The organism is Megasphaera sp. SC8-1 (assembly GCF_024436295.1).
GTDB classification, from domain to species: Bacteria; Bacillota; Negativicutes; order Veillonellales; family Megasphaeraceae; genus Megasphaera; species Megasphaera elsdenii.
On record NZ_JANFQH010000011.1, the window covers coordinates 154431 to 171681 of the forward strand.

Annotated in this window: 15 protein-coding genes; 10 read left to right on the forward strand and 5 right to left on the reverse strand. The window is 53.6% G+C overall.

Translation table 11 applies throughout. The features are described from left to right. The first annotated feature begins 109 nt into the window (after positions 1 to 109). From NOS26_RS04330 to rpsR, 4 genes are all read left to right on the forward strand, one after another. Positions 110 to 3853 carry a phosphoribosylformylglycinamidine synthase gene (locus NOS26_RS04330; protein WP_255917336.1) on the forward strand — a complete coding sequence of 1248 codons (3744 nt, stop codon included), beginning with the start codon at positions 110 to 112 and terminating at the stop codon, positions 3851 to 3853. Positions 3854 to 4073: 220 nt separating this feature from the next. Continuing rightward, positions 4074 to 4358: a 30S ribosomal protein S6 gene (rpsF, locus tag NOS26_RS04335; RefSeq protein ID WP_014015536.1), complete on the forward strand. Its 285-nt coding sequence runs from the start codon at positions 4074 to 4076 to the stop codon at positions 4356 to 4358. A 16-nt stretch (positions 4359 to 4374) separates the two neighbouring features. Then, positions 4375 to 4815, forward strand: coding sequence for a single-stranded DNA-binding protein (locus tag NOS26_RS04340; protein WP_014015537.1), 441 nt, complete (start codon positions 4375 to 4377; stop codon positions 4813 to 4815). A 45-nt stretch (positions 4816 to 4860) separates the two neighbouring features. Beyond that, complete coding sequence (rpsR, locus tag NOS26_RS04345) at positions 4861 to 5091, forward strand: 30S ribosomal protein S18 (RefSeq protein ID WP_014015538.1); 231 nt, start codon at positions 4861 to 4863, stop codon at positions 5089 to 5091. A gap of 357 nt (positions 5092 to 5448) precedes the next feature. Here rpsR and NOS26_RS04350 read toward each other — a convergent pair whose 3' ends face one another. Then, complete coding sequence (locus tag NOS26_RS04350) at positions 5449 to 6705, reverse strand: amidohydrolase family protein (RefSeq protein WP_169013460.1); 1257 nt, start codon at positions 6703 to 6705, stop codon at positions 5449 to 5451. 24 nt (positions 6706 to 6729) lie between these two features. Further along, positions 6730 to 7614 (reverse strand): diacylglycerol kinase family protein, encoded by an 885-nt coding sequence (locus NOS26_RS04355; protein ID WP_080596480.1) that lies wholly within the window; start codon positions 7612 to 7614, stop codon positions 6730 to 6732. 176 nt (positions 7615 to 7790) lie between these two features. Between NOS26_RS04355 and NOS26_RS04360 the strand changes: the two genes are divergently transcribed. Next, entirely contained in the window at positions 7791 to 9398 is a 1608-nt protein-coding gene (locus tag NOS26_RS04360; RefSeq protein WP_169013461.1) for a gamma-glutamyltransferase family protein, read from the forward strand. Positions 9399 to 9465: 67 nt separating this feature from the next. Continuing rightward, positions 9466 to 10470 carry a 1-aminocyclopropane-1-carboxylate deaminase/D-cysteine desulfhydrase gene (locus NOS26_RS04365; RefSeq protein ID WP_014015542.1) on the forward strand — a complete coding sequence of 335 codons (1005 nt, stop codon included), beginning with the start codon at positions 9466 to 9468 and terminating at the stop codon, positions 10468 to 10470. A gap of 100 nt (positions 10471 to 10570) precedes the next feature. Here the strand turns inward: NOS26_RS04365 and NOS26_RS04370 are convergent, their stop codons facing one another. Next, positions 10571 to 11566, reverse strand: coding sequence for an inorganic phosphate transporter (locus NOS26_RS04370; protein WP_014015543.1), 996 nt, complete (start codon positions 11564 to 11566; stop codon positions 10571 to 10573). Further along, positions 11559 to 12188: a DUF47 domain-containing protein gene (locus NOS26_RS04375; RefSeq protein ID WP_014015544.1), complete on the reverse strand. Its 630-nt coding sequence runs from the start codon at positions 12186 to 12188 to the stop codon at positions 11559 to 11561. Before NOS26_RS04375 ends, NOS26_RS04370 begins: the two co-directional genes overlap by 8 nt. 222 nt (positions 12189 to 12410) lie before the next feature. On the opposite strand from NOS26_RS04375, the gene NOS26_RS04380 reads away from it, so the two are divergent. The 4 genes from NOS26_RS04380 (at position 12411) to NOS26_RS04395 (ending at position 15908) form a co-directional block, all read left to right on the forward strand. Beyond that, positions 12411 to 13739, forward strand: coding sequence for a nucleobase:cation symporter-2 family protein (locus tag NOS26_RS04380; protein ID WP_014015545.1), 1329 nt, complete (start codon positions 12411 to 12413; stop codon positions 13737 to 13739). Positions 13740 to 13795: 56 nt separating this feature from the next. Beyond that, the gene (locus tag NOS26_RS04385; protein ID WP_255917337.1) at positions 13796 to 14914 is read left to right on the forward strand and encodes a L,D-transpeptidase family protein; all 1119 of its coding nucleotides are present in this window, start codon (positions 13796 to 13798) and stop codon (positions 14912 to 14914) included. 280 nt (positions 14915 to 15194) lie between these two features. After that, positions 15195 to 15593: a NifB/NifX family molybdenum-iron cluster-binding protein gene (locus tag NOS26_RS04390; protein WP_014015547.1), complete on the forward strand. Its 399-nt coding sequence runs from the start codon at positions 15195 to 15197 to the stop codon at positions 15591 to 15593. 33 nt (positions 15594 to 15626) lie between these two features. After that, complete coding sequence (locus NOS26_RS04395; protein ID WP_169013464.1) at positions 15627 to 15908, forward strand: glutaredoxin; 282 nt, start codon at positions 15627 to 15629, stop codon at positions 15906 to 15908. On the opposite strand, the gene bioA is transcribed toward NOS26_RS04395, so the two are convergent. Next, positions 15905 to 17251 (reverse strand): adenosylmethionine--8-amino-7-oxononanoate transaminase, encoded by a 1347-nt coding sequence (gene bioA / locus NOS26_RS04400; protein ID WP_014015549.1) that lies wholly within the window; start codon positions 17249 to 17251, stop codon positions 15905 to 15907. The two genes, NOS26_RS04395 and bioA, sit on opposite strands and share 4 nt — an antisense overlap.

Consider the following 17251-nt stretch of genomic DNA (forward strand, 5'->3'; position numbering starts at 1 on the left):
TACGATTTTATAGGCAAGTCAATAAAATTCTAAGTTTACTTATGGTTTTAAAACAGGTATACTAAGGTTGTCTAATGATAAGTTATCTATCTTTGAGGGAGGTCATGACATGCAGTCTATCCGACGTTTGTATGTTGCCAAGAAAGGTGTTTTTGCTGATGAAGCAAAACGATTGCTCACTGATTTACAGGAAAACCTGTTGATTAAAGGGTTGACCGATATTCACATTTTCCATCGCTATGACGTATCCGGTCTCGATGATGCGGCTTTTGAAGCGGCTAAAAATATGATTTTCTCTGAACCGCCTGTCGATGCCGTATACGATGAATTACCGGCTGGCAAGGACGATACGGTCCTGGCCGTTGAATATCTGCCTGGCCAGTATGATCAGCGCGCCGATTCGGCTATGCAGTGCCTGCAGATGCTGACCATGAAGAACGACAGCCTCGTCCGCACGGCACAGGTCCTCGTCCTGTCGGGCAACTTATCCGCTGATGACGTCGCTGCAATCAAACATTATTGCATCAACCCCGTCGAAGCCCGCGAAGCTTCGCTGGATCCCGTTTCGACTCTGGAAATGCCTTGGGAAAAACCGGCTGACGTTCCCGTCATCGACGGTTTTGACGCCATGGACGACGCTGCTCTGAAAGAATTGTCGGCGCACATGGGCCTGGCTATGAGCTTCGACGATTTGAAATTCGTCCAGGCCTACTTCCGGGATGAAGAAAAACGAAATCCGACGGTTACAGAAATCCGCGTCATCGATACGTACTGGTCGGACCACTGCCGTCACACGACGTTCATGACCGAACTCACTGATGTTTCCTTTGAAGATGGCACCTTCACGGCGCCTATCCAGCGCGCTTATGAATCGTATAAGACGACCCGGGAAAAATTGAACCGCAAGAAACCGCAGACCCTCATGGATATGGCGACCATTGCCGTCAAAGAACTGAAAGCGGCCGGCAAGCTCGACAATCTCGACGAATCGGAAGAAATCAACGCCTGCACCATCATCATCCCTGTCGATGTCGATGGCGTCGAAGAAGAATGGCTCCTCCTCTTCAAAAATGAAACCCATAACCACCCGACGGAAATCGAACCGTTCGGTGGTGCGGCTACCTGCCTGGGCGGCTGTATCCGCGATCCCTTGAGCGGCCGTTCCTATGTCTATCAGGCTATGCGCGTCACCGGTGCCGGCGACCCGCGCCAGTCGGTCAAAGATACGCTCGTCGGCAAACTGCCTCAGCGCAAACTGACGACAGGCGCTGCCAAGGGCTACAGCTCCTATGGCAACCAGATCGGCCTGGCTACGGGCGAAGTCAAGGAATATTACAACCCCGGCTTCATCGCCAAACGTATGGAAATCGGCGCTGTCCTCGGCGCTGCACCGCGCAATAATGTCGTCCGTGAAGAACCGCTTCCTGGCGATATCATCATCCTCCTCGGCGGCAAGACCGGCCGCGACGGCTGCGGCGGTGCTACGGGTTCGTCCAAGAAGCACACCGTCGAATCCCTGGAAACCTGCGGCGCCGAAGTCCAGAAGGGCAATGCCCTGACGGAACGCAAGATCCAGCGCCTCTTCCGCCGCCATGAAGTTACGGTCCTCATCAAACGCTGCAACGACTTCGGTGCCGGCGGTGTCTCCGTCGCTATCGGTGAATTGACGGACGGCCTGGACATCAATCTCGACAAAGTCCCGAAGAAGTACGAAGGCCTGGACGGTACGGAACTGGCTATTTCCGAATCGCAGGAACGTATGGCCGTCGTCGTCGCTCCGGAACACGTCGATGAATTTATGAAATACGCAGCTGAAGAAAACCTGGAAGCGACGATCGTCGCCGTCGCTACCGATACGAAACGCCTGGTCATGCATTGGCGCGACCAGAACGTCGTCAATATTACCCGCGCTTTCCTCGATACCAACGGCGTCACCCAGCATCGCAAAGCCGTCGTCGTCGCTCCGGAAGATAAAGATTTCTTCAAAGCGCCGGAAGTCAAAGACGTCGCCAAGACCTGGCTCGATACGATGGGGACCTTGAATATCGCCTCGGAACAGGGCCTGGCTGAACGCTTCGACAGCACCATCGGTGCCCGCACGGTCCTCATGCCCTTTGGCGGCAAGTACCAGAAGACACCTGTCGAAGGCATGGTTGCCAAGATTCCCGTGGAACACGGCAACACGACGACAGCCAGTATCTTTACGCACGGCTATGATCCGGACCTGGCTATTTGGAGCCCCTTCCACGGTGCCCTCTATGCCGTCATCCAGTCCATTGCCAAACTCGTTGCCCTCGGCGGCGACCGCAAGAAAGTCTACCTGACCATGCAGGAATTTTTCCAGAGCCTGGGAACGAATGAAAAAGCCTGGGGCCAGCCGGTCAGCGCCCTCCTCGGTGCTTTCACGGCCCAGCAGGTCATGGAAGTCGCTGCTATCGGCGGGAAAGACAGCATGAGCGGTACCTTTGAAAACCTCACCGTTCCGCCGACGCTCGTTTCTTTCGCCATTGCACCGGAACATACGGGAAATATCATCTCGCCGGAATTTAAAGCTGCTGATGACGCAGTTCTCCTCTTCGACCTGCCTCGTGACGGCGAAGAAATGCCGGACTTCGATACCTTCAAAGCCCATTGCGATTTCCTCCATCAGGCTGTCCTCGATGGCAAAGTCAAAGCGATGCATGCTGTCGGTCAGGGCGGTATCGCAGCGGCTGTGGCTCAGATGGCCTTCGGCAATGGCATCGGCTTCGCTGTCGACAAGGCCTTTGCTGCACAGGAACTGTTCAATCTCCGCTATGGTTCGATCCTCGTCGAAACCGACGCCGCTACGGCTGCTGCATGGGCTGGACGGGATCACGTCTCCCTCGTCGGCAAGACGACGGCTGCTGCCGATGTGACCGTCGATGGCGTGACGATTTCCCTGAAAGACCTCCAGAACGCTTGGGAAAAACCGCTCAGCCACGTCTTCCCCATCAAGAGCGAAAGCGGCACAGGCGATGCCGAACTGCCGTTGTTCACGACGTATGGTCCGCGCCGCAGCGAAGCTTTCGGTACTCCGCGGGTCTTCATCCCCGTCTGCCCGGGTACGAACTGCGAATACGATTCGGCTGCTGCCTTTGAACGGGCCGGCGCTACGACGGATGTCATGGTACTGCGCAACAACACGCCGCAGGATCTGGCAGAATCCATCGATGAAATGGCCAAACGCATTGCCAAGGCACAGATCATCATGTTCCCCGGCGGCTTCAGTGCCGGTGACGAACCGGAAGGCTCGGGCAAGTTCATTGCCACCTTGTTCCGCAACCCCGTCCTGTCGGAAGCTCTGGAAACGCTGCTCTATCAGCGCGATGGCCTGGCTCTCGGCATCTGCAACGGCTTCCAGGCTCTGATTAAACTGGGCCTCCTGCCGTATGGCCATGTACAGCCTTTGAAGGCTGACAGCCCGACTTTGACGTACAACACCATTGGCCGCCATCTGTCGCGCATGGTCGAAACGAAAGTCGTCTCCGTCATGAGCCCGTGGTTCAGCGGCTGCAAGGCCGGTGACGTCCATACCGTGGCTATCTCCCACGGCGAAGGTCGTTTCGTGGCTACGCCGGAACAGATCCGTGAATTGGCTGCCAAAGGCCAGATTGCGACACAGTACGTCGACTTCTCTGGCAAAGCTACCTATGATAGCGAATACAACCCGAACCAGTCCGTCCTGGCTGTCGAAGGCATTACCAGTCCCGATGGCCGCGTCCTCGGCAAGATGGCACACACAGAACGCTTCAGCGCTGAAGACGTCTTCCAGAACATTGCTGGCAACAAACTCCAGCCGATCTTCAAATCGGGCGTGGAATATTTTAAGTAAAAGCCGTTTGCCGTGGGTCGTTCATCGTTTGCCGTTGAATGCGTGAATTTTTCGGCAAACGCCAAACGCCAAACGAACCACAAAAGTGATGCTGCGGAAGCAGCATCACTTTTTTCTTGCTTTTCTTCACAACTTATGATATACTTAATAAGCTTGAACTGTGTCAAGCTCCTAACCCTTCTGCGGGAAGGGTCATATGTCCAAAAGAGGAGGTGATTTCGTGAACAAGTACGAAGTCATGTTTATTGCAAAACCGCTCGAAGAAGCTGAAGTAGATCCGATCGTTGAATTGGTATCCAACCTTCTCACCAAGAACGGCTGCACTATCGAAAAAGTAGATCGCTGGGGTAAACGTCATCTCGCATACCCTGTTAAAAAACAGGCTGATGGCTACTACGTTTTGATCAACTTTGAAGGCGAACCTGACGTCATCAAAGAAATCGACCGTGTCATCAAGATCCACGATACTATTCTGAAACACTTGATCGTCAAGATCGACGAATAACCGGAGGCGCAAAGGTATGAATTCAGTCCAATTATTAGGGAATTTGGCTCGTGACCCGGAAATCCGTTTTACGAAGACCGGACGGGCAGTCGCTATGTTTACCGTCGCCTGCACGCGGTCGTATATTCCGGCCGGCAGTTCAGAACCGCGGGAGTTAACTGATTTTATTCCTTGTGTTGCTTGGGGTAATTTGGCGGAAAACTGTGGCAATAACTTGTCCAAAGGCAGCCGTGTATTCGTCCAGGGCCGTATCTCCGTTCGTTCTTATGAAACGCAGGATGGCCAGAAACGCTACCGCACGGAAGTTGTATGCGACTTCGTTGCCCAGACAATGGGATCAGAACACCAGCAGGCTGCTCCGGCACCGCGTGCTAGTGCGCCGCAGCCGAAACCGGCTGCACCGGGAACCGGCTTTGACAGCATGGGTTCCAGCACAGACGAAGAAATCCCATTCTAAAAGGTCAGACACACCCCTTCTAATTCTTGAAGGAGGAAACTATACATGAGAAGAGATCGCTCGAGAAAACCGAGAAGAAAAGTATGCAGCTTCTGCGTAGATCATGCTGAACAGATCGATTACAAAGACGTTGCAAAACTTCGCCGTTTCACAACAGAACGCGGTAAAATCTTGCCGCGCCGCATTTCCGGCGTTTGCGCTAAACATCAGCGTAAACTGACTGTTGCCATCAAACGCGCACGTGCTATCGCACTCTTGCCGTATACGGCTGAATAATAAAAAAGGGCTTGTCGCATGACGACAAGCCCTTTTTGAATTTGAAGTTTGAAGTTGAAAGTTTGATGTGGAGGGGACAAAATTTAAAAGCCATCGCCTCAAACGTCATACATCAAACCTCAAACATTTAAGAAAAAGGGCCCTCGCATTATGGTATAAACCTTCGTGTGACGTCCCTTTTTTTTGTAGGGGCGCCACGTGGAGCGCCCGCACCGGAATATGTACGATTTCCCTGTCAGGGTGCTAGGCGAATCATACAAAGGCCCAACGGGCCGCCCTTTGGGACGGCCCCTACGAACAGCTGTCAGCTGACTGCTGACCATGAGCCACGAACCACTAATCACGAGCCACTAACTACTAACCACGAACCACTAACTCCCCATCTACATAGCGGGCGATGATGTTGCGGTCGTCGCCGTCGTAGATGAATTGCTGGAGTTTTTCGAAGGGCGTCCGTTCCAGGCCTTCCATGTCGTCCATGTGGATGACCAAGGCGTCAAAGGCATAGCCCGTTTCAAAGCTGCCTGTCCGGCCGTAAAAGCGCCCCGGTCCTTTGGTGGCCAAGTACAGGCCTTCACCGATGGTGAGGGCTTTTTCTGTATCGTGCTGCAGGGCATGGAGCTTCGATATTTCGATGGTCAGGGCAATCTGTTTGTTCATGGCTGGTGTATGGCCGGCGGCGACGTCGCTGGCAATGGTGCAGGTCAAGCCTTGTTCCAGGTTGCGCCGCAAAGGCATGATGCCGCTGGTCAGGTTAGCATTGGACTGAGCGCAATGGGCCAAGTAAACGCCTTTATTGCCAAGTAAACTTTTTTCTTCGTCAGACAGATAGATGGCATGGGCCATAATCGTCTTATCTTGCCGCAAGAGGCCGAAAGCGTCGTAAACGTCAGTATACGACGGCAGGTCCGGATGGAGTTCTTTGACCCAGGCGACTTCATTCCGATTTTCCGACAGATGGGACTGGACGGGCAAGTCGTAGGTTTCACAGAGACGCCCAAGGCCGGTCATCAGTTTTTCCGTTGTCGACGGGACGAAGCGCGGCGTGGCGATGAAGCGGACGCGGTGCAGTTCCTCCTGGCAGCGGACGGTCAATTCTTCCGTGTCGGCCAGGGACTGGTCTGTATCTTCTAAAAGATAATCCGGTGCATTGCGGTCCATGTTTACTTTGCCGATATAGGCCTTGAAGCCCATGGTTTCTGCCAGTTCCATGAGCTGCCATGTCGCCTCTTTATGGATGGTCGCAAAGGCAGAGAAACACAAGGTCCCTTCGGCTTTGAGCCGTTCCAGGAACGCTGTGTAAACGCGGTGGGCAAAGACAGGGTCGGCAAATTTCCCTTCAGCCGGGAAGGTGTAGTGCTCCAGCCAGGGCAGGAGTTCTTCATCGAAGCCGAGGCCGCGGTTGATATACTGCGGGGCATGGATGTGCAAGTCGATAAAGGCCGGGATGATGATGTCCTGGCCGTAGTCAATGACTTTTTCCGCCCCCGCCGATTCGGGCAGGGAAGTCGTGAAGCCCGTTACGATGCCGTTTTCGATATGGGCATATTGATTTTCGCGGATCGTCAATTCCGTCCGCGACGGCGTATAGAGAAAATTTCCTTTAAGGAACATGTAAACGTCACCTTCTTTTTATGTTTACGCAGGTACGTAAACGGATAGGAATGAGGGCAGTACTTTGATTTCCAAGGGGAAGTCCGGTCCTTCGTCACCATCCATATTGGTGGAAAGATGGCTGTTATCCAACAGCTCGATGCGGACCTGGTCCATGGTCTTTAAGGTCATCAATTCAGACGTCAGGGGCTGGCCGGCTAAAAATTCCGGGATGACCTTGATGAGGTCCAGGTAGTTGAAATCCTTGAAGATGCCCAGCCATATCTTTCCATCGTCGACGCGGGCCTGCGGGGCCAGATTGCGGAAACTGCCGACGGAACTGGTCAGCATGGCGACGATGAGGGGCGAGCGGTGGACCGTCGATCCTTGGGCCGTCGTAATCTTGAATAACGATGTCTGGTGGGCCTGCATGGCCTTGATGCCGGTCAGGAAATAAGCCAGCGGACCGAGACGTGTCTTCTGTTCAATCGATACGTGGCCGACGGCATCGGGCATGATACCGGCAGCAATGGTGTTTACGAAGTAGCGGTCATTGGCCTTGGCAATGTCGACTTTGACGGTCTTGCAATGCTGTAGCATGGCGATGGCTGCTTCTGGATGAAGGGGGATGTTCAAGGCCCGGGCCAGGTCGTTGATCGTACCCAAGGGGATGAAGCCGAAATGGATCGTGCTGTGGTCCTGGGCCTGAGCCAGGCCGTTGATTGTTTCATTCAGCGTCCCGTCACCGCCCATGGAAAATACCGAGTCAAAGCCAGTCAGGGCGGCTTCTTTGGCCCATTCCGTCGCATCGCCGGCTTTCTGCGTTTCCCGCAATTCGACTTCATCGAACATCGTTTCCAGCTGTCGCCTTAAATTATCCTTGTGATATTTCGCCCGTTCACGCCCTGCTGTAGGGTTGACGATTAACATACACCGTTTCAACTTGCTCTACTCCTTACTTGTAAATTAGTCCTTGAAATGACTGATTATTACTATTATAGCGGTAAAAAAGTCGTTCGTGAAGGTGTAAACAAGGATTTCTCTGATTTTCGTCGAACTCTTTCTATAAAGGTTTCCTTGTCATTTTTAGAAAAGGGGAGGATGAAATGAATTTTGATGCATCTGTGTATCCTTATGGATCTCATCGGGAAGTCGTCTATGGCCGCAGGGGCATGGTCTGTACATCTCAGACCTTAGCTTCCCAGGCCGGACTGGATATGCTGAAAAAGGGCGGCAATGCTATCGACGCCGCCGTGGCCACGGCCATTTGTCTGACTGTCCTGGAACCGACCAGCAATGGCCTGGGCAGCGATGCCTTTGCCCTGATATGGACGCAGGGCAAGCTGCATGGCATCAACGGCAGCGGCTGGTCGCCAGCCGGACTGACGCGGGACGAATTGTTGAAACGAGGATATGACCAGGTGCCCCTCCGGGGCTGGGAACCGGTCATGGTCCCTGGCGCACCGGCGACGTGGGCTGAAGTCCATCGCCGTTTTGGCCGCCTTCCCTTTGAAGACCTCTTTGAACCGGCCATTGCCTATGCCCGCGACGGCTATGCCGTCATGCCGAACCTGGCGGCCATGCTGGCTGATAGCGCGAAGGCTTTTGTGCCCTATAAGGGGAAGAAGCTTTTCCAGGAATTGTTCGATACCTTTTTCCCGCACGGCAGGGCGCCCAAAGCCGGCGATATCCTCAAGCTGCCCGACTTAGCGAAGTCCCTGGAACTTTTGCGGGACAGTCACTGCCAGGCCCTGTATGACGGAGAATTGGCTGATGCCATTGATGCCTGGTCGAGGGAGACGGGCGGCTTGATCCGCAAAGATGATCTAGCCGTCTACCGGCCGCAGTGGGTCGACCCGATTCATACGAGTTACCGCGGCTATGATGTCTGGGAAATGCCGCCCAACGGCCATGGCCTGGTCGTCCTCATGGCCCTGGATATTGCCAGCGGGTTTACCTTTAGTAAACGCGATGAGGCTGAAGCGCTCCACCGGCAGATTGAAGCCATGAAGCTGGCTTTTTGCGATGGCAAGCAGTATATCGCCGACCCGTGCTTCATGAAGACGTCTGTCGATGAGTGGCTGTCCCCTGAATATGCCGACCGGCGGCGGGCCCTCATTGCCGATGAGGCCTTGTTGCCGGAGCCCATCGATGTAAACTGTGGCGGTACCGTTTACTTGTGCAGCGCCGATGGCGAAGGCAATATGGTTTCTTTCATCCAGAGCAACTACAATGGTTTCGGGTCGGGTATCGTCGTGCCGGGGTATGGCATTTCCCTCAGCGACCGGGGACACAACTTCTCCATGGATCTGGCCAGTGATAACTGCGTCGGGCCGCGAAAGAAATCGTACCATACCATCATTCCCGGCTTCCTGACGAAAGACGGCAGCCCTGTAGGGCCCTTTGGCGTCATGGGAGCTTTCATGCAGCCCCAGGGGCAGTTCCAGGTCCTCTTGAATACGATCGACTATCACCTCAATCCCCAGGCCGCCCTGGATGCGCCGCGCTGGCAGTGGGTCGGCGGCAAGACGATTGAAATGGAACGGGCCTTCCCAACCGCTGTCGTTGAAGAATTGCTTCGCCGCGGTCACGACGTCGTCGTCAAGGATGACATCCAGACCTACGGCCGGGGGCAGATCATCTGGCGTGATGAACAGGGGACGCTCATCGGCGGGACCGAACCCCGGGCCGATGGCGGCGTCGCCGCCTGGTAAACTTCGTTTACTTTTCTTCTCCCGTAAAATGTGATAGGATGGAGAAAACTAAAGGAGGATTATCCCGATGAAACCGAAACTTTCTATTTTAGACCCCAATCCGACGCCGCTTCAGTACCTGTCCGGCTTGTCGCAGGAATTATTCCGTGAAATCTACATCAAGCGCGATGACCTGACGCCTTTCGGCGGCGGTGGCAATAAACTGCGTAAATTAGAGTATTTGATGATTGAAGCCCTCAATTCTCAGGCGACGACCATTGTCACCGTCGGCGGACCGCAGACCAATCATGGCCGCCTGACCGCTGCCGTTGCCGCTAAATTCGGCTTGAAATGCATCATCGTCGCCGTCGGCGATACGGACGGCGAATTGAGCGGCAATCTGCTCCTCGACGGCATCTTCGGCGCCCGCGTCGTCCTCAAGCATGATGATGGCCGCGACCAGGACGTCCAGCTCGAAGAAACGGTCAAGAAAGTCATGGCTGCCGAATTGAAGAAGGGGGAACAAGTTTACTTCATTCCCATGGGCGGCAGCGATACGACGGGCATGCTGGGCTATATGGACTGTGCCCGCGAACTCGATGCCCAGGCCAAGGAACAGCAGATCGACGGAGCGACGGTCTATGTCGCCGTCGGCAGCATGGGCACGTATCTCGGCTTATACTGCGGCCTGAAAGCCATTCAGTCGAACTTGAAGCTGGTAGGGATTGCCGTCATGCCCTTCGATATGGAAAAACTGAAGGCGTACTTCCAGCAGGCTAAAGAAGAATACGGCTTTGATTTTGACGGCGACTTCCACGTCGAAACGGGCTATATCGGCAAGGGCTACAATGAACCGGAACCGCGGGTCCGCGAAGCCATTTACACCATGGCCCGCCACGAAGGCATCCTCCTCGACCCGTGCTACACGGGCAAGATGTTTGCCGGCGTCCTGTCGATGATCAAAGAAAAGAAAATCAAACTGGGCCGCCAGGTCATCCTCCTGCACACCGGCGGTATGCCCGGCCTGTACACCAAAGCTCACCGCATCAAATTTGAAAACGAACTCAAAGACCAGATCGAGATTGTGAAGTAAGGGGTTAGCAGTCAGCAGTTAGTGAAATAAAAAAACGTGTCCCAAGGGACACGTTTTTTTCGTAGGGGACGCCCAAAGGGCGTCCCGCCTGATTCCTTAGTTAAAAGAACACTTGTGTCAATATGACATACGACAAGGCGCCCATGACGGCCGTGCAGGGAATGGTCATGACCCAGGCCGTGACCATTTGCCGGGCGACGCTCCAATGGACGGCTTTGACGCGCTGCGCCGAGCCGACACCCATGATGGAGCCGGAAACGACGTGTGTCGTCGAGACGGGCAGGTGCAGCAGCGTAGCCGAGAAGATGACGACAGCCGAGTTGAGGTCGGCTGCGAAGCCATGGACGGGGTGCATCTTGAATATTTTGCCTCCGACGGTACGGATGATTTTCCAGCCGCCGACGCTGGTCCCCAAGGCCATGGACAGGGCACAGAGGAATTTGACCAGGTCCGGTACTTCCAGGCTGTTAATGAAACCGCCCGATACCAATGCCAGGGTGATGATACCCATGGATTTCTGGGCGTCATTGGAGCCGTGGGAAAAGGCCATGAGGGCTGCCGATACGACTTGCAGCCTGTTGGCAGCCAGGTTGACTTTGGCCGGCTTGAAGGAATGACAGACGGCAAAGATGATCTTCATGATGATGAAGCCCGTAATGATGGCCGAGACGGGTGAGATGATGAGGGATAAAACGATTTTCAAGATTCCCCAGCCGTTGAGGGCGGCCACCCCGGCAGATACGATGATGGCACCAATCATGCCGCCAATCAGAGCATGCGATGAACTGGAAGGCATGCCGACCCACCAGGTCAGGAGGTTCCAGATGATAGCCCCGACGAGGCCGGCGATGATGATCATTTCATTGACTAAGGTCGGCGAGATGACGATGTCGCCGCCAATCGTTTTGGCGACGCCTGTCGAAATCATGGCGCCGAGGAAATTGAGGATAGCCGTGCCGACGATGGCGACACCAGGGCGGATGGCCCGCGTCGATACGCAGGTGGCGATGGCATTGGCCGTGTCGTGGAAGCCATTGATGAAGTCGAAGACCAGGGCCAGGATGACGACCATGACGATGAGTGACGTATCAAGCATATTTCATGGTCACCTCTTTGATGGTATTTCCCAGGGTTTCGACGTGATCCGCCGCTTCTTCCAAGGTCCCCAGGATGTCTTTCCAGCGGATGACATTGAGCAGGTCCGCCTCATCTCCGCTGAACAGCCGGGAAATTTCCTGACGGTAAATATGGTCTACTTCTGATTCCATCCGGTTCAGTCGTTCGGCATGGCGCATGAGCCGGGCTTCGTTATGGTCGATGTCCTTTAAAAGGGAGAAAATGTTCTTCAGTTCTTCTCCCATAGCGACGATTTGTGCCGTCATGGCTACGGCTGCCTTCGGGGCTTCCGTGACGTGATACATGCTGGTGCGCATGAGGGCACCCTGCAGGGAGTCGATGCAGTCTTCGAGCTGGCACGTCAGCTTATAGAAATCTTCCCGGTCGATGGGCGTGATGAAGACCCGGGACAATTTGAAGATGACCTCCTGGTTGGTCTTGGCTGATGTATGTTCCAGCTTGACGATTTCTTTGAGATGCAGTGAAATGGTCGAAACGTCCTCCATGACTTCGTGGGCGATGATGGCGCCGCGATGGAAATTTTCGGCATTGGTCATGAGATAATCGAAAAATTCTTCATGTTTGTTGCTGATACTGAACATTTTATTTCCTCCTCTATGTACTTAAATCAGTATATGAGAGCCATATCAGTGTTTTGAAAAGAATATGTAAAGATTGAGTAAAATTTAACTACATATTTTATTTTCTTTGAGGCAATGGTATAATAAAAATGATATTGCTATTTTTACAGGTATGTATATTGTTAAAGAAAAATCGCTTGCCATGATGCAGGCTTTTTTTGAACATGAGGTGACTTTTACGAAATGAATGAAAACCTGACTAAACGGATTCATCCCGTTGACGAAATGCTGCCGGCTGGCCGGCTCTTTGCCTACGGTCTGCAGCACGTCCTGGCTATGTACGCCGGGGCTGTAGCCGTACCGATCATCATTGCCCAGGCCTTGCACTTGTCGCCGGCTGAACTGGTCCATCTAATCAATGCCGACTTATTTTCCTGCGGCATTGCCACGCTGATACAGACTTTAGGGTTCTGGAAAATCGGTGCCCGGATCCCGATGATTCAAGGTGTTACTTTCGCTTCCGTTACGCCGATGATCCTCATCGGGGCAGAGCACGGGATTACGGCTATTTACGGAGCGATTCTCGTTGCCGGGCTGTTTACGTTCTTCATTGCGCCTTTCTTCAGCCGGTTCATCCGCTTTTTCCCGCCTGTTGTCACAGGGACGATCATCACCATCATTGGTATCACCCTCTTGCCAGTAGCCGTCAATTGGATGGGCGGAGGCAATCCCAAGGCTCAAGATTTTGCATCACCGATGAACTTGTTCCTGGCCTTCATCACCTTGGTCATCATCATCGCTATTTACCGTTGCGGCAAAGGGTTCTTGAGCAATGTTTCTGTTCTGCTTGGACTCATCGGTGGGACGATTATTGCCATGATTTTAGGGCAGACGAATTTCTCAGAAGTCGGCAATGCGGCTTGGATTGGGTTGGTCACGCCTTTTTCCTTCGGCTTTCCGACTTTTGACATCGGATCGATCTTGTCGATGATTGTCGTCATGATCGTTACTATGGTAGAAACGACAGGGGACTGTATCGCCATCGGTTCCATTGTCGGCCGTCCGATTGGCCGCAGCCGCTTGGCACGCTGCCTCCGGGCTGATGGGTTATCGACCTTTATCGGTGGGATTCTCAACAGTTTCCCCTATACCGCCTTTGCGCAGAATGTCGGCCTTATCGCTGTTACCCGCGTCAAGAGCCGCTTCGTCGTCGCTGCATCGGGTATCATCCTCATCGCCCTAGGCTTGTTCCCGAAGATGGCAGCCGTCGTCGCCTCTATCCCAAATTCTGTTTTAGGCGGTGCGGGTGTCGCCATGTTCGGCATGGTCATTGCCAGCGGTATCCGGGCTTTGAGTAAAGTCAAATTCGACGGGACGTATAATTTGATGATTGTCGCCGTCAGTATCGGCGTCAGCATGATCACCTTGACGGCGCCGAACTTTTTCCACAGCTTCCCATCGTGGGCTAATATCGTCTTGCACAGCGGCATTACCCTGGGCAGTATTACGGCTGTCGTCCTCAATTTGATCTTGAATGGCAGTGCTCAGAAAGATGATGTAAACGAAGATTAAACAAATGTAAATTAAAAATAAAGGCGCATGAGCGCCATGAAAGTGGGGAGATTTTTTTGCTAAAACGAATGATGGCGCTGACCTGTGTCCTGGCCTTGACGGCCGGGGCTGCTTGGGCAGATACGCCAGAATTGAAGACTGGGCCGGCTCCTTTTTCGGTCAAAGTGGAAATCAAGCCGACAGCAGCGCCGCCAGAGGAAACGAAACCCGTTCAACCGGCAGCCGCAGCGAAAAAGGAAACGCCGGCTCAACCGGTGGAGGCACAGGAAAATGCATCAGAAAAGAAAATTGGCATCAACCTGGCCAGCCGTATCTTGACGCTCTATGAAGGCGATACGAAGGTCAAGATGTATCACGTTGGTGTCGGTAAGACGTCGACGCCGACGCCGACCGGTTACTATGCCGTCCAGTACAAGGAAGTCAATCCGACCTGGGTCGATCCGGATGATACGAGCGTCCAGATCGGGCCCGGCCCGAGTAACCCCATCGGTTACCGCTGGATCGGCTTTTCTGGCAACTACGGGATCCATGGGACGAATCACCCTGAATCGATTGGCGGCTACGTATCCAATGGCTGTGTACGCATGAACGAAGCCGATGTAGAAGACCTGTATCAGTATGTGTCCGTCGGGACGCCGGTCACGGTCTACTATGACCGGTTAGTCATCGATGTCGATCCGGACCATACTGTGTCGTATTATGTCTATCCCGATGGCTACGGCTGGCAGTCTCTGAGTGTAGCTCAGGTTAAGAAGGCTTTGGCCGGGTACGGGGTAGAAGATTTTGCGGAATTCCAAGATATTTCCGATAAAATAAACGCTTCCGACGGCAATGTAACCTACGTTGCCAAAGCCTACGACTTGGTCGTAAACGGAAATAAACTGGCGAAACGGGCGCTGGGCAAAAATGGACAGATTTATCTGCCTTCTGTCGCCGTTGCGACGGCCTTGAAACTGGACTTGCAATGGAACTCCCAGCAGGGCATCCTGACCAGTCCCTATGGCATCGCTCCGGGCTACGTCAAGAGCGACGTCGTTTACATGAACGCTGTCGATGCCTATTCCCTGTTCCATCTCAGAGGCGAACTGACGCCGGACTACGTCTATAACATGTATTCCGTAAAAGGCAATAATACACCGACCGTCGTCATCTCGCCGGGAAGCGGGAATGATTGACGTTTGATGTTTGATGCGATGGTTTTTTAGCCCGTCAGGTATATGCAAGATGCTCGTGCACCGATTGGCGTGAACGGGCGCCCCACGTGGGCGCCCCTACGACAAACGATGAACGACCTACAATCAACGTAAAAAGAGGCTGTCTTAATGCGACAGCCTCTTTTTACGTTGACAAAAAATGACATATGTCATATACTATAACCAAGTTAATGACATATGTCGGAAAAAAGACGGGCTATGGAGACCCGTCAGGTTATTGCAGATTGGAGGAGAAATTGTTATGATGAGAATAGCAGTTACGTATGAAAATGGGAATGTGTTCCAGCACTTCGGTCATTCGTCGCAGTTCAAGATTTATGATGTCGAAGACGGGAATATCGTCAAGGCTGAAGTCGTCGATACGAACGGCCAGGGCCACGGCGCGTTAGTCGGATTCCTGCAGGCCCAGGAAGTCAATGCTGTCATTGCCGGCGGTATCGGCGGCGGAGCCAAACAGGGCCTGGCAGAAGCCTCTATCGACCTCTATGGCGGTGTCACGGGCAGTGCTGATGATGCCGTCAAAGAATTGCTCAACGGAACGCTGAAATTCAATCCTGACGTAGCTTGCAGCCACCACGACCACCAGCATGACCATGGTGAACACCACTGTGGTACACATGGCTGCGGGGGTCATCAGTAACCTTTGTCTATTCCCCGAAAGGAGACGATTCCCTTGAAGAATATTACTGCTTTTTATCTCAATGGCTGCCCCTATTGCAAGGGCGCTAAAGAAGCCGTGGCTGAACTGATCGAAGAAAATCCGGCATACCGCCAGGTAGCCGTCGACTGGTACGAAGAATCGGAACATCCCGAAGTCGTACAAGGCCATTCTTACTACTATGTCCCGTCCATGTTCATCGGTACGGAAAAGCTCTATGAAGCCCAGCCGGGTCAGTCTTATGACGCCATCAAGGCTCATGTCAAAGCAGCTCTGGATGCGGCTTTGAAGGCTTAATCATTTCCTAAGACGGCATGAACGGCATCTCGGCAACGGCGGACGGCTTCATCCATAGTAGGCTCGTCGATGGTGAGGGGCGGATTGAAGTAAATGACGTCGCCAATGGGGCGCAGGACCAGACCCAGGTCCATGGCTTTTCGGAAAATGTGCCAGCCAATCCGTTTTTCCGGATCAAAGGCGCGTTTACTCTTTTTATCTTCTACTAATTCAATCGCATTGATCAGGCCGATGTGGCGGATTTCGCCGACATGGCTATGGCTGCCGAGAGCAGCGTCTAACTTTTCATGAAGGTAGATGCTCTTTTCGGCAGCTTTTTTTAATATGTCGTCGCGCTTCATGATGTGCAAGACGGCCAGGGCGGCCCGGCAAGCCAGGGGATTGCCGGCATAGGTATGGCTGTGGACGAAGGCTTTATGCGTCTTGAAATCGTCGTAGAAGGCCTGGTAGATGGCCTCGGTCGTAATCGTCAGGGACATGGGCAGGTAGCCGCCGGTCAGGCCTTTTGATGTACAGAGGATGTCCGGACTGACGCCGGCGTGTTCGATGGCGAACATCTTGCCTGTCCGGCCGAAACCGGCGGCAACTTCGTCGTCGATGAGGAGGACGCCGTAGTCATCGCAGAGCCGGCGCAGGCGGCGCAGGTATTCCGGCGGGTAGATACGCATGCCCGCCGCGCCTTGCAGGATCGGTTCGACGATGAGGGCGGCCGTTTCTTTGCCGTAAGCGGCGAAGGCCTTCTCGGCGCCGACGAAACATTCACAGTCGCACGTTTCCCGCGTCCTTCCATAGGGACAGCGGTAGCAGTCGAGGCCATCGAAATGGATATTGTTCATCATCATGGGCTTGTAGATGCGGGCGTAGAGGTCCATGCTGCCGACGGACAGGGCGCCGATGGTCTCGCCGTGATACGACTCGGACAGGCACATGAAGCGCTGCCGTTCGGGATGACCGGACTGGTATTGGTATTGGAAAGCCATCTTCAGAGCACATTCGACGGATGAAGAGCCATTGTCGGTGAAGTTGAAATGTTTCAATCCTTCCGGCAGCAGGGGCAGGAGTTCCTGACAGAGCTCGATGGCCGGGCGGTGGGAAAAGTTGGCGAAAATGACGTGTTCCAATTTGTCGAGCTGGTCTTTGATGGCGGCGTTGATTTCATCGTTGCAGTGGCCGAGGAGATTGCACCACCAGGAACTGATGATATCGATGTATTCTTTCCCGTCTATGTCATAGAGATAACAGCCTTTGCCGTGGTCGATGACGACTGGCGGGAAGACTTCGGCATCCTTCATTTGTTGCGCAGGATGCCAGATGTATTTTAAATCGGCTTCAAGTAAACTCAT

Excerpts from the sequence above, each read along its gene's own strand:
- NOS26_RS04380 (WP_014015545.1), top strand. The coding sequence starts at position 12,411 with ATGAATGAAAACCTGACTAAACGGATTCATCCCGTTGACGAAATGCTG.
- NOS26_RS04350 (WP_169013460.1), bottom strand. The coding sequence starts at position 6,705 with ATGTTCCTTAAAGGAAATTTTCTCTATACGCCGTCGCGGACGGAATTG.
- NOS26_RS04375 (WP_014015544.1), bottom strand. The coding sequence starts at position 12,188 with ATGTTCAGTATCAGCAACAAACATGAAGAATTTTTCGATTATCTCATG.
- NOS26_RS04360 (WP_169013461.1), top strand. The coding sequence starts at position 7,791 with ATGAATTTTGATGCATCTGTGTATCCTTATGGATCTCATCGGGAAGTC.
- NOS26_RS04390 (WP_014015547.1), top strand. The coding sequence starts at position 15,195 with ATGATGAGAATAGCAGTTACGTATGAAAATGGGAATGTGTTCCAGCAC.
- bioA (WP_014015549.1), bottom strand. The coding sequence starts at position 17,251 with ATGAGTTTACTTGAAGCCGATTTAAAATACATCTGGCATCCTGCGCAA.
- NOS26_RS04330 (WP_255917336.1), top strand. The coding sequence starts at position 110 with ATGCAGTCTATCCGACGTTTGTATGTTGCCAAGAAAGGTGTTTTTGCT.
- NOS26_RS04370 (WP_014015543.1), bottom strand. The coding sequence starts at position 11,566 with ATGCTTGATACGTCACTCATCGTCATGGTCGTCATCCTGGCCCTGGTC.
- NOS26_RS04365 (WP_014015542.1), top strand. The coding sequence starts at position 9,466 with ATGAAACCGAAACTTTCTATTTTAGACCCCAATCCGACGCCGCTTCAG.
- NOS26_RS04340 (WP_014015537.1), top strand. The coding sequence starts at position 4,375 with ATGAATTCAGTCCAATTATTAGGGAATTTGGCTCGTGACCCGGAAATC.
- rpsR (WP_014015538.1), top strand. The coding sequence starts at position 4,861 with ATGAGAAGAGATCGCTCGAGAAAACCGAGAAGAAAAGTATGCAGCTTC.
- NOS26_RS04355 (WP_080596480.1), bottom strand. The coding sequence starts at position 7,614 with ATGTTAATCGTCAACCCTACAGCAGGGCGTGAACGGGCGAAATATCAC.